The organism is Duganella rivi, assembly GCF_009857435.1.
GTDB classification, from domain to species: Bacteria; Pseudomonadota; Gammaproteobacteria; order Burkholderiales; family Burkholderiaceae_D; genus Rugamonas; species Rugamonas rivi.
In genome coordinates, this window is record NZ_WWCK01000005.1 from 262,855 (window position 1) to 274,906 (window position 12,052).

At 59.6% G+C, this 12,052-nt stretch carries 14 protein-coding genes; 2 read left to right on the forward strand and 12 right to left on the reverse strand.

The window, feature by feature from the left end:
- Nucleotides 1-20: 20 nt before the first annotated feature.
- The 9 genes from GTP45_RS17305 to GTP45_RS17345 form a co-directional block, all read right to left on the reverse strand.
- Complete coding sequence (locus GTP45_RS17305; RefSeq protein WP_161015126.1) at nt 21-953, reverse strand: CysB family HTH-type transcriptional regulator; 933 nt, start codon at nt 951-953, stop codon at nt 21-23.
- The gene (locus GTP45_RS17310) at nt 950-2,020 is read right to left on the reverse strand and encodes a sulfate/molybdate ABC transporter ATP-binding protein (protein ID WP_161015127.1); all 1,071 of its coding nucleotides are present in this window, start codon (nt 2,018-2,020) and stop codon (nt 950-952) included. Before GTP45_RS17310 ends, GTP45_RS17305 begins: the two co-directional genes overlap by 4 nt.
- Nucleotides 2,021-2,024: 4 nt before the next feature.
- On the reverse strand, nt 2,025-2,915 hold the full coding sequence (gene cysW, locus GTP45_RS17315) for a sulfate ABC transporter permease subunit CysW (protein WP_161015128.1): 891 nt from the start codon (nt 2,913-2,915) through the stop codon (nt 2,025-2,027).
- A gap of 1 nt (nt 2,916) precedes the next feature.
- Nucleotides 2,917-3,792, reverse strand: a complete 876-nt coding sequence (cysT, locus tag GTP45_RS17320; RefSeq protein ID WP_161015129.1) for a sulfate ABC transporter permease subunit CysT — start codon at nt 3,790-3,792, stop codon at nt 2,917-2,919.
- 95 nt (nt 3,793-3,887) lie between these two features.
- A complete protein-coding gene (locus GTP45_RS17325; RefSeq protein ID WP_161015130.1) occupies nt 3,888-4,664 on the reverse strand; it encodes a sulfite exporter TauE/SafE family protein in 777 nt (258 codons plus the stop codon).
- Nucleotides 4,665-4,755: 91 nt separating this feature from the next.
- Nucleotides 4,756-5,394, reverse strand: coding sequence for a peroxiredoxin (locus tag GTP45_RS17330; protein WP_161015131.1), 639 nt, complete (start codon nt 5,392-5,394; stop codon nt 4,756-4,758).
- A gap of 22 nt (nt 5,395-5,416) precedes the next feature.
- Nucleotides 5,417-5,971, reverse strand: a complete 555-nt coding sequence (locus tag GTP45_RS17335; protein WP_161015132.1) for an RBBP9/YdeN family alpha/beta hydrolase — start codon at nt 5,969-5,971, stop codon at nt 5,417-5,419.
- Nucleotides 5,972-5,976: 5 nt separating this feature from the next.
- Entirely contained in the window at nt 5,977-6,984 is a 1,008-nt protein-coding gene (locus GTP45_RS17340; RefSeq protein ID WP_161015133.1) for a sulfate ABC transporter substrate-binding protein, read from the reverse strand.
- A gap of 88 nt (nt 6,985-7,072) precedes the next feature.
- Nucleotides 7,073-7,456, reverse strand: a complete 384-nt coding sequence (locus tag GTP45_RS17345; protein WP_161015134.1) for a diacylglycerol kinase — start codon at nt 7,454-7,456, stop codon at nt 7,073-7,075.
- A gap of 103 nt (nt 7,457-7,559) precedes the next feature.
- Between GTP45_RS17345 and GTP45_RS17350 the strand changes: the two genes are divergently transcribed.
- Entirely contained in the window at nt 7,560-8,339 is a 780-nt protein-coding gene (locus GTP45_RS17350; protein ID WP_161015135.1) for an IclR family transcriptional regulator, read from the forward strand.
- On the opposite strand, the gene pbpG is transcribed toward GTP45_RS17350, so the two are convergent.
- From pbpG to GTP45_RS17365, 3 genes are all read right to left on the reverse strand, one after another.
- The gene (gene pbpG / locus GTP45_RS17355; RefSeq protein WP_161015136.1) at nt 8,321-9,379 is read right to left on the reverse strand and encodes a D-alanyl-D-alanine endopeptidase; all 1,059 of its coding nucleotides are present in this window, start codon (nt 9,377-9,379) and stop codon (nt 8,321-8,323) included. The genes GTP45_RS17350 and pbpG overlap by 19 nt on opposite strands.
- A gap of 127 nt (nt 9,380-9,506) precedes the next feature.
- A complete protein-coding gene (locus GTP45_RS17360) occupies nt 9,507-10,202 on the reverse strand; it encodes a nitroreductase (RefSeq protein WP_161015137.1) in 696 nt (231 codons plus the stop codon).
- A 20-nt stretch (nt 10,203-10,222) separates the two neighbouring features.
- Nucleotides 10,223-11,131 (reverse strand): DMT family transporter, encoded by a 909-nt coding sequence (locus tag GTP45_RS17365; protein ID WP_161015138.1) that lies wholly within the window; start codon nt 11,129-11,131, stop codon nt 10,223-10,225.
- Nucleotides 11,132-11,466: 335 nt separating this feature from the next.
- Here GTP45_RS17365 and phaP point away from each other — a divergent pair, with 335 nt between their 5' ends.
- Nucleotides 11,467-12,027: a TIGR01841 family phasin gene (gene phaP, locus GTP45_RS17370; RefSeq protein ID WP_161015139.1), complete on the forward strand. Its 561-nt coding sequence runs from the start codon at nt 11,467-11,469 to the stop codon at nt 12,025-12,027.
- The last annotated feature ends 25 nt before the right edge of the window (nt 12,028-12,052 follow it).

Consider the following 12,052-nt stretch of genomic DNA (forward strand, 5'->3'; position numbering starts at 1 on the left):
ACGAGGCGGCGGCAGGGGAATCAGGACAGATCCCCGCCGTTGAGGGCGGCGTCGATATCGGCGCGGGTCAGATCCGGCGCGAATTGCTGGATGAAATGGTAGGCGTAGGAGCGAAGGTAAGCGCCCTTGCGCACCGCCAGCCGGGTGGTGTTTTGCGCGAACAGGTGCGACGCTTCCACCGCGCGCATGCCTTTGTCGCGGCCGTGGTCGAATGCCATCGAGGCGACAATGCCCACGCCGAGGCCGAGCGATACGTACTGCTTGATCACGTCCGAGTCCATGGCGGTCAGCACGATGTCCGGACGCACGCCGGCCTGCTCGAAAGCGGCGTCGATGTGGCCACGGCCAGTAAAGCCGACGTCGTAGGTAATCAGCGGGAACTCGGCCAGATCTTCCAGCTTGATCGGCGACTTGGACAGCAGCGGGTGGCCGTCCGGCACTACGATCAAGTGGCTCCAGCGGTAGCACGGGAAGGACACCAGATCCGGGAACGCCGACAAGCCCTCGGTTGCAATGCCGATGTCGGTCTTGCCGGACAAAATCCATTCGGCGATGTGCTCGGGCGCGCTCTGCTGCAAGGCGATGCGCACGTCAGGGTACGCGGTACGGAAACTCTGCACCACTTTCGGCAGCGCATAGCGCGCTTGCGTGTGGGTGGCCGCCACGCTCAAAGTGCCGCTTTGCTGGCCGGTGTATTCGAGACTGGCTTGCTGCAAGTTCTCGGCCTCGATCAGCAGGCGGTCGATGATTTTCAGGATGCCTTTGCCCGGCTCGGTCATGCCGGTCAGGCGCTTGCCGTTACGTTCGAAAATCACGACGCCCAGTTCGTCTTCCAGTTCGCGGATCTGGCGCGACACGCCAGGCTGCGAGGTGAACAAGGCATTCGCTACTTCAGTCAGGTTGTAGCCGCGACGGGCGGCTTCGCGGATAGACCGCAGCTGTTGAAAATTCATATGGACGCTCCTTCGTCCACGAACACGCGCAGACGTTTTGGACGCACCACCAGCGTTTCGCCTTCTTTGAGGCCAAGGCTGCTGAAGCGTTCGTTAGGGATCACTGCTTCGATCAATTCGGCGTTGTCGCCACGCTCCAGGTCGAGCTGGGCCAGTGGGCCGATGGCGTGGGCGCGGCGCAGCTTGACCACAATGCCTTCGGCGCCGGGGGTGTAGCGGTCCACGTCCAGTTCGTGCGGGCGCACGTAAGCGGTACCTTTGCCATCCGCACCCGGCTGGCCCGGCACGGTGAAGCTGGCGTCGCCGCTAGCCAGCACGCCGTCTTGCACGCGGCCGTGGAACACGTTGACGTTACCGAGGAAGCCGTACACGAATGGCGAGGCCGGATGGTTGTACACCTCGTCCGGCGCGCCGATCTGTTCGACGTTACCCTTGTTCATCAGCACCACCTGGTCGGCCACTTCCAGCGCTTCTTCCTGGTCGTGGGTGACGAAGATGGAAGTGACGTGCAGTTCGTCGTGCAGGCGGCGCAGCCAGCGGCGCAGTTCCTTGCGCACCTTCGCGTCCAGCGCGCCGAACGGTTCGTCCAGCAGCAGCACGCGCGGCTCAACGGCCAGCGCGCGCGCCAGGGCGATACGCTGACGCTGGCCGCCCGACAGCTGCGGCGGATAACGGTCGGCCAGCCAATCGAGCTGCACCAGTTCCAGCAGGTCTTTGACCTTGCGGCGAATCTCCGCTTCCGACGGACGCTCGCTGCGCGGTTTCACGCGCAGGCCGAAGGCGACGTTTTCAAACACGGTCATGTGCTTGAACAGCGCGTAGTGCTGGAACACAAAGCCGACCTGGCGCTCGCGCACATGGCGGTCGGACGCGTCCTGGCCGTCCAGCAGCACCTGGCCCGAATCAGGATGCTCGAGGCCGGCGATGCAGCGCAGCAGCGTGGTCTTGCCGCAGCCCGACGGGCCGAGCAGCGCGGTCAGTTCGCCCTGCGGGAAGTCCAGCGAGATGTTGTTGAGGGCGACGAAATCGCCGAAACGCTTGTTGATGTTTTTAACTTGGATCGTCATGGTATTACTCCGTAGTGCGTACTTCGTCGGCGACGGATTCGTTCAGGCGCCAGGAGATAAAGGTTTTCACCACCAGCGTCACCAGCGCCAGCAAGGCCAGCAGGGACGCCACGGCAAAGGCGGCGGCAAAGTTGTACTCGTTGTAGAGAATCTCCACTTGCAGCGGCATGGTGTTGGTCTCGCCACGGATGTGGCCGGACACCACCGACACTGCGCCGAATTCGCCCATGGCGCGCGCGTTACACAGGATCACGCCGTACAGCAGGCCCCACTTGATGTTCGGCAGCGTCACGCGGCGGAAGGTGTCCCAGCCCGATGCGCCCAGTACGATAGCGGCCTCTTCTTCTTCGCTGCCTTGTGCCTGCATCAGCGGAATCAGCTCACGCGCCACGAATGGGAAGGTGACGAAGATGGTCGCCAGCACAATGCCCGGCACCGCGAACAGAATCTTGATGTCGTGCTCCATCAGCCAGGGGCCGAACCAGCCTTGCGCGCCGAATAGCAGCACATAGATCAGGCCCGAAATCACCGGCGATACCGAGAACGGCAAGTCGATCAAGGTCAGCAGCACGCTCTTGCCGCGGAACTCAAACTTGGCGATGCACCACGAAGCAGCCACGCCAAACACCAGGTTCAGCGGCACGGCAATCGCGGCGGTAATCAGGGTCAGCTTGATGGCCGAGATGGCGTCTTCTTCGATAATGGCGGCAGCGTATGCATCCCAGCCTTTTTTCAGCGCCTCGAAGAACACCGCGACCAGCGGCACGAACAGGAACAGCGTCAGGAAAATCAGCGCGATGGCGATCAGCACGCCACGCACCCAGCGCGGTTCAAGGATTTGCGGCGCGGATGGCAGTTCGCCGCGGCGCACGTTGTTGACAGGAGCTCCGCTCATATTATTTCCCCGACTTTCCGCGAGCCCAAGCTTGCAGCAGATTGATACCTAGCAGCAGGATGAAGGACACCACCAGCATCACCACCGCGATCGAGGTGGCGCCGGCGTAGTCGTACTGCTCCAGCTTGGTGATGATGAACAGCGGCGTAATTTCCGACACCATCGGCATATTGCCGGCGATGAAAATCACCGAGCCGTATTCGCCGGTGGCGCGCGCGAAAGCCAGCGCGAAGCCGGTCATCAGCGACGGCAGAATGGTGGGGAACACCACGCGCGAGAAGGTTTGCCAGGCATTGGCGCCGAGGCTGGCGGCGGCTTCTTCCAGCTCGCGCTCAGCATCTTCCAGCACCGGCTGCACGGTACGCACCACGAACGGCAGGCCGATGAAGGTCAGCGCAATCACTACGCCCAGCGGCGTGAAGGCGACTTTGATGCCGAGCTCGCCCTCGATGAAGCGGCCCAGCCAGCCATTGGCCGAGTACAGCGCGGTCAGGGTGATGCCGGCCACGGCGGTCGGCAGCGCGAACGGCAGGTCAACCAGCGCGTCGACGATGCGTTTGCCAGGGAATTCATAGCGCACCAGCACCCAGGCGACGATGCCGCCAAAGATGACGTTGATGAAAGCGCCAATCAGCGAGGCGCCAAACGTCAGCTTGTAGGATGCAATCACGCGGGCCGAGGTGACGGTGTTCCAGAACTGGTCCCAGCTGACAGTGAAGGTCTTGAGGAAGACCGCCGACAAGGGAATCAGAACGATCAGCGTCAGATAGAAAATGGTAAATCCCAGCGACAGCCGGAAACCCGGCATCACGCGGAATGGCGCGCCCCGCTTGGCCACCGGTGGGGTGGCGCCGGACGCAGCAAGAACAGCAGACATGTAGGCTCCCTTATTACAAATCCTTCTATAAGGGCTGCATGTTCTCATCCTTGCTTCATATTACAAACGAAGCATTTGTCATTTGATTAGATGATTCAGCTATATACCAGCTTCACTGCTACTGCCACCAGGGTCACTGCCAAGATGCCTCGTAACAAGCGTTCCGGCACGGCGCGGGCGGCGTAAGCGCCGATGGTGATGCCGGGCACCGAGCCCACCAGCAGCGTTACCAGCAAGGTCCAGTTGATCGAGCCCAGCCACCAGTGGCCAACGGCCGCAATCGCGGTCAGCGGCACGGCGTAGGCGATGTCAGTGCCGGCCACTTCGGCGGCGGTCAGGCGCGGGTAGAGCATCACCAGCACGGTGGCGCCAATCGCGCCGGCGCCGATGGAGGAAATGGTCACCAGCACGCCCAGCACAGCGCCCGTGAAAATGGTGGCGTTGTGCAGCGCCCCGCCCTGCAACTGGCGCTCGGGGTGGGCGGTGATCCATGCCAGCATCTTGCGCTTGAACAGCAGCGCGGTGACGGTCAGCAGCACCGAGCCGGCAATGCTGTAGCGGATGATTTGGCCCTTCTCTTTGCTGAGAGTGCCGAAGTATTTGAGGCCGATGCTGGCCAGCAGGGCGGCCGGCAGCGCGCCAATGCAGAGACGACGCACGATGTCCCAGTGGACGGTGCCGCGTAAGCGATGGGTGAAGGTGCCGACGCCCTTGGTCACGGAGGCAAATGCGAGGTCTGTGCCGACCGCCACGGCAGGCGTGACGCCGAAGAGAAGGGTCAGCAGCGGCGTCATCAACGAGCCACCGCCTACGCCGGTCATGCCGACCAGCAAGCCAACTGCGAATCCGGATGCGACAAACTGCAAATCCATACAATTTCCCCAAAGTAGGCCCGAAGGTTAACTACTTTGGGGAAAGATCCAAACAACGGAAAACTTATAAGCTTATCCGCGTTGTGGTGAATTACTTGTTCGGCTGTGGCGTCACGCGCAGGTATGGGCGTGGCGAGCTGAAGCCTTTTGGATATTTCTGTTTCAGCACTTCTGGATCTTGCACGGTCAGCGGGATGATGACGTCGTCGCCATCTTTCCAGTTGCCCGGCGTTGCCACGGTGTAGCCATCGGTCAGTTGCAGTGCGTCGATCACGCGCAGCACTTCGTCGAAGTTACGGCCGGTGCTCATTGGGTAGGTGATGCTCAGGCGAACTTTCTTGTTCGGGTCGATCACGAACAGGGTACGCACGGTGGCGGTGGCCGAAGCTTCCGGGTGGATCATGTCGTACAGGGTAGCGACTTTGCGATCCGCGTCGGCGATGATCGGGAAACCTACCACGGTGTTCTGGGTTTCTTCGATGTCCTTGATCCAGGCGGTGTGCGATTCAGCTGGATCTACCGACAGCGCGATTGCTTTCACATTGCGCTTGTCGAATTCTGGTTTCAGCTTGGCGGTCAGGCCCAGCTCGGTTGTGCACACTGGCGTGAAGTCAGCCGGATGCGAGAACAGCACCACCCACGAGTTACCAGCCCATTCGTGGAATTTCAGTTTGCCGATGGACGAGTCTTGTTCGAAATCTGGCGCGGTATCGCCGAGGCGAATGGTCATAGTAGTCTCCGAGGAAAAAAGGTTAAACAGACAATACGCTATTGTGCGCCTGCGCTGCTAAAAAGTACAAGGTTTCCAGCCCCTCGGGCCAATCACCCAGACCGGACTCCGCATTGATGTGGCCGAGTGCGCCGCCGTTGATGAAGCGGCTGTGCCAGCGCTGGGCCCACTGCTCGGCGCGCGGGGCGGCCATCCATGGATCGTTGGTGCTGCCTACCATGATCGAAGGCACGCTCAAGGCTTGCTGCGGCAGTAGCGCAGCAACGTTGAATTTATCGGGATCGGCAGGCGCCACCAGCAGCACGCCAAGCACGCCGTCAGGATCGCGCGCCACGCTGTGCACCGTCGCCAGTGCGCCGAAGCTGTGGGCGACGATCAGCGTCGGACGCGCATCGCGCTGGCGCAGCTCGTCCACGCGGGCCGACCAGCGCGGCAAATCCGGTACTTCCCAATCATCCTGCTGCACCCGCTCGAACGCGGGGAACAGGCGTTGCCAGCGGCTTTGCCAGTGATCCGGCCCGCTGTTATGCAGACCGGGCGCAATCAGCACGCGTAACTGTTCAAAGCCGCTGCTCATGCTGCTTACTTGCCGGTTGGCTGGTAGATCTGGTCGAACAGGCCGCCGTCAGCGAAGTGCGTCTTCTGCGCTTTAGTCCAGTCGCCCGCCACATCAGCGATGGTGAACAGTTTCACTTTCGGGAATTGCGCGGCGTATTTCTTGCCGGCTTTCTCGGTGCCTGGACGGTAGTAGTTCTGGGCGATGATGTCTTGCGCTTCATCGGTGTACAGGAAGTTCAGGTAGGCTTCCGATACTTTGCGGGTGCCGCGCTTGTCGACCACTTTATCGACCACGGCCACTGGCGGCTCAGCCAGGATCGAAACCGATGGCGCGATGATGTCGAACTTGGTTGGGCCCAGTTCCTTGATGGCCAGCAGCGCTTCGTTTTCCCAGGCGATCAGTACGTCGCCGATGCCGCGTTCCACGAAGGTGGTGGTGGCGCCGCGTGCGCCGGAATCCAGCACTGGCACGTTTTTGTACAGCTTGCTCAGGAAGTCTTTCGCCGATGCTTCGCTGCCGCCCGGTTGGCGCAGTGCGTAGCCGTAAGCGGCCAAGTGGTTCCAGCGGGCGCCGCCCGAGGTTTTTGGATTAGGGGTAATGACGGCCACGCCCGGTTTTACCAGGTCGTTCCAGTCCTTGATGCCTTTAGGGTTGCCTTTGCGTACCAGGAATACGATAGTCGAGGTGTACGGGGTGCTGTTGTGCGGCAGCTTTTTCTGCCAGTCCGAGGCCAGCAGCTTGTGGTCGGCGATGGCGTCAATATCGTAGGCCAGTGCCAGCGAAACGACGTCCGCTTCCAGGCCGTCGATCACGGCGCGGCCCTGCTTGCCCGAACCGCCGTGCGATTGCTTGATTTTGACGGTGTCGCCGGTTTTGGCTTTCCACTCTTTGGCGAACGCAGTGTTGACGTCCTGATACAGCTCGCGGGTCGGGTCATACGACACATTCAGCAGCGAGATGTCCGCAGCAAGCGCTGGGGCAACGGCGGAAATAGCCAGAATGGCGGCGGCAATGATTTTCTTGGACAACATTGGAATCCCCTAATAGTGAAGGACTCCAGATTAATCCCACCTCTTATAAATGAGAACTAAACTTTTATCAGTTCTATATACAAGAAAATCATATGAAGCGGTTGTACAGCACCACGGCCCAGGTGGCGGTAGCCAGCAAGCAGGTCAGCAACACGGCAGCGCTGCCGAAATCCTTGGCGTTCTTGGACAAGGGATGGCGTTCCAGCGACACCCGGTCGACTACCGCCTCAATCGAGGAGTTAATCAATTCTACGATGAGAATCAGCAGCAGCACGCCGATCAGCACCAGCTTTTCAAACGCCGACACCCGCAGCAGCAGCGCGATGATGGTGCCCACCACGAACACGCTCACCTCTTGGCGGAACGCGTGTTCGCCCTTCCACGCGGCCTTGAAGCCGTCGATCGAATAGAAAAAGGCCGTAACGATGCGTTTCAGGCCGCTCTTGCTTTTGAATTCGCTGACTGGTTCCATGACGTAGCAAAAAGAAATAATGTCACATTATGCAGCATTTTCGTTTTTTTCCACATTATGGTATAAAGTTTAGTATCGAATACTGCATCGCACCAACCACATCATGAAAATCGAACCCGTACCAGAGCAAAAGACCACCATCCAGGTGATCGAGCGCATGGTGGCGCTGCTCGATGCGCTCGCCAAGTATCCCGACCCCGTCAGCCTCAAGGAATTGTCCAAGGTCTCGGGGCTACACCCGTCCACCGCCCACCGGATTTTGAACGATATGGTGGTCACCCGCTTCGTTGACCGGGTCGAACCGGGCACCTACCGGCTCGGTATGCGGCTGCTGGAACTGGGCAATGTGGTGAAGAGCCGGCTGTCGGTGCGCGAGGCGGCGCTGGACTTTATGCGTGCACTGCACAAAAAAACCCAGCAGACCATCAACCTGTCGGTACGCCAAGGCGACGAGATCGTCTACATCGACCGCGCCTTCTCGGAACGTTCGGGCATGCAGGTGGTGCGCGCCATTGGCGGCCGCGGCCCGTTGCACCTGACCTCGACCGGCAAGCTGTTCCTGTCGGTGGACGAGCCGAAGGCCATCCGCGCCTACGCCACCCGCACCGGCCTGGCGGGCCACAACAAGAATTCGATCACGGATTTGGGCAAGCTGGAGCGGGAGCTGAGCCTGGTGAAATCGCGCGGCTACTCGCGCGACAACGAGGAATTGGAGCTGGGTGTGCGCTGCATGGCCGCCGGCATCTACGACGATAGCGGCAAGCTGATCGCCGGCCTGTCGATCTCGGCGCCGGCCGACCGCTTGCAGGAAGATTGGCTGGAAGACCTGGTGCTGACTGCGCGCCAGATCTCCGTCACCCTCGGTTACATCCCGGTCGAATAAGAAGAGCTGGTGAGGCCGGCCGGTTTCAGCGCTTCCAGCCATTTGCGCATGCGGCCGGCGTCGGCCGTACGCGATTGCTTGCCCTTGGAATCAAGGAACACCATGATCACCGAGCGGCCTTCGATGACCGCCTGCATCAGCAGGCAACGTCCCGCTTCATTGATAAAGCCGGTTTTCTGCAAACCGATAGCCCAGTCCGGGCTGGCTACCAAGTGGTTGGTGGTGCCGAATTGCATAGGACGGCCGTTGCTCAGTTCCACCGTGGCTTTCGGATCGGTGGAGAACTGGCGCAGCATCGGTTGCTGATAGGCAGCCATCGCCAGCTTGGCGAGGTCGCGCGCGCTGGCCACATTCATTTTCGACAGGCCGCTGGAATCGACGTAATGGGTGTCGGTCATGCCCAGTTCGCGGGCCTTGGCGTTCATCGCTTCCACGAAAGCCGGCTTGCCGCCCGGATAGTTGCGGCCCAGCGCCGAGGCGGCGCGGTTTTCCGAGCTCATCAGAGCGATGTGCAGCATATTAGCGCGCGTCATCTGGGTGCCGACTTTCAGGCGCGAGCTGCTGAATTTTTCGCGGTCGACGTCCTCGTCGGTGACGGTCAGGATTTCATCCATGTCCTGCTTGGCTTCCACCACGACCAGGCCGGTCATCATCTTGGTGATCGAGGCGATCGGCAAGGCGATGTTGGAATTCTTTTCGAACAGCACTTCCGAGTTGGCCTGGTCCAGGACCAGCGCCACGTTGGATTTCAGGTCGAGCGGATCGCTGGTCTGGCTCAGGCCGGCGAGGTCGCCCATGGTCGGCACGGCTGGCGCTGCGGCCAGCACGCGCTGGTACACCACCTTGCGCTTGCCGTTGACCTTGATCACGCGCTTGACCACGCGGTCACCCACATCGGCGGCGGCCACGCGCACCGGTTGACGTTTCTTTTTCACCTGCTGTTTTTTGGGCGCAACGCCGCCGGCCTCCGTTGCCGGTGCAGCGATGGCAGCGGATGCAAACATCAGCGAGATGAGCGCGCACATTGCGATTTTAATCATTCGATTTCCCCAAAAAAATCATTCCAAATCTCGTTGCAGTGTAGCAAAACGCTGAGCGAGCGCAAGCAAATTTAACCTTTTCCCCGCTGATGGTTGCGCAGCCGCAATACGGGAAAAACAAGCTGAGTTATTCGACAAATTTAACAAATTCTTCGACCGTCATACGCTCCGTGATCAAAGAATTCTCAATTTTGCTCATATCGGCCACGCCGAGCGCCATGCCGCACACCACAGTTTCATTTTCCGGCAAGCCCAGCTGCTCGCCGATGATGCGGTGGTACTGGGTAAAAGCAGCTTGCGGGCAAGTGTCCAGTCCCCGCCCACGCGCCGCCACCATGATGTTTTGCAGGAACATGCCATAGTCCAGCCACGAGCCCTGCTCCATGATGCGGTCGATGGTAAAGATCAGGCCGACCGGCGCGCCGAAAAAATCGTAATTCTTGCCGTGCTGAGCCGCCATGCCGGCCTTGTTGTCACGGGTCAGGCCCAGCAGCGCGTACAAATCCCAGCCGACCTTGCGGCGGCGGTCGATGTAAGGCGATACCCACTCACGCGGGTAGTAGGCATATTCTTCCTTGTGCTGGGCGGCCAGCACCGGATCATTATGTGCGGCCAAAATCGCGCTGGACAACTGCTGCTTGCGCTCGCCTTGCAGCACGTAGACTTTCCACGGCTGGGTGTTGGTGCCGGACGGCGCGCGCGCTGCTATCTGTAAGATGGCGGCGATGTCCTCATATGCAACCGGCGTCGGCAGAAAAGCGCGGATCGAGCGGCGCGAGGTGATGGCGGCATCGACGGCTTGCTGGGCTGGACTGGAAATCATGCGAATTTGCTCACTTAAGCTCACTTGGGTTTCGTAACGACGAAGATCACACCGGTCACCGCCAGCACCATGCCGGCCATGCCGAGGGCGTTAAACGCCTCGCCAAACATCAGCCAAGCCATGATAGCGGTGGTTGGCGGCGTCAGATACATCAAACTAGTGACTTGCGTGGCGTCATTTCTGCGGATCAGCGCGAACAGCAGGAAAATCGCGCCGATCGACAGGCCCAGCACCGACCACAGCAAGGCGCCTATAAAGCGCGGCTCCCAGTGCACCGCAGCAAAATCCGGGCCTAGTCCTTCGAAAATGATAGCCAGCGGCAATACGAGCACTGCGGAAGAGGAGAACTGGATCACCGTCCCCACGCGCAGATCGAATTGCGGGCAGTAATGCTTTTGATACAAAGTACCGGCCGTGATGCTAATTAGTGCAAGCACGCACAACAAGATGGCATCCAGCGACAAACCAACCAGCTTGATCTTGGCGGCCACTACCAGCCCTACCCCGGCGATACCAAAAAGCAAACCCAGCCACTGGCGCGGACGTACCTTTTCGCCGATCAGCGGGGCGGCAAAGGCGGTCAGGATCGGCTGCATGCCGACGATCAGGGCCGACAAGCCGGCCGGCATGCCCTGCTTGATGGCGCACCAGACACCGATCAGGTAGCCGGCCTGCACCAGCAGCCCGGCCACGGCGATGTGGCCGACCTTGCCGCGCGGCCAAGGCGCTTTTAATAGCAGCACGGCCGGCACCAGGAACATCAGCACGCCGAGGAAGCGCAGCAGCAGGAAGGTGAGCGGCGGCGCGTACGGCAAGCCGAACTTGGCGACGATGAAGCCGCTGCTCCACAGCAGCACGAAAAACAACGGCAACGGCGACAAAAAACTGGCGTGCCGGGCGGCAGGCGCGGCTATTGAGGTGTCGGACATCGGCTTAACTTGTGATCTAAAAGGCAATCGGCGCCCAATTGCGGCGCCGACTGGAGAGTGACCAAGTCTAACACGGTCGTCCATTTCTCACCGGGAAGCCGCTATTTGCCTCATTCTTAAGGAATAGTTCTTTAAGCAAATGTTTCCAGTGAACGAAGAATCGGTTCTTTGATGCAACGCACAAAAAATCGCTTGACTTAATTTTTGAAGGCCGTAAAATCGGGTTTGTTGCGTTGCACAATTCGTTGTTCGGTCTGAAACGTAGTTGGTTTGTTTCTCACCGACGGTAGAAACACAAAAGTATTCATCAACGACTATTTTTCCTGGAGAACTAAATGTTTTCGATTCCTGAGCAATTTTCGAATGCGACCAAAGCTAACTTCGAAGCCCAATTCGCTATCTTCTCGACCCTGACCAACAAAGCGTTTGAAGGCGTGGAGAAATTCGTCGACCTGAACCTGACCGCTGCCAAGGCATCGCTGGAAGAAACTTCGGCCACCACCAAGCAATTGCTGGCCGCTAAAGATCCACAAGAATTCTTCTCGCTGGCAACTGCCCAGGCTCAGCCAAGCGCTGAAAAAACCATCGCTTATGGCCGTCATCTGGCGACCATTGCTTCGAGCACCGGCGCTGAATTCAGCAAAGCCGCTGAAACCCAAATCGCTGAAACCAACCGCAAAGTAATTTCGCTGGTTGAAGAAGTGAGCAAAAATGCACCTGCCGGTACCGAAAATGCTGTAGCCCTGTTTAAATCGGCGATCGGCAATGCTAATGCCGGTTACGAGCAATTCACCAAAACCGCTAAGCAAGCTGTTGAATCGATGGAAAGCAATCTGAATGCCGCTGTTGGCCAATTCACCGCTGCTGCCGCTAAAGCCGCTCCAGCCAAGAAATAAATCAAGGATGCCGGCGCGGTAGGGC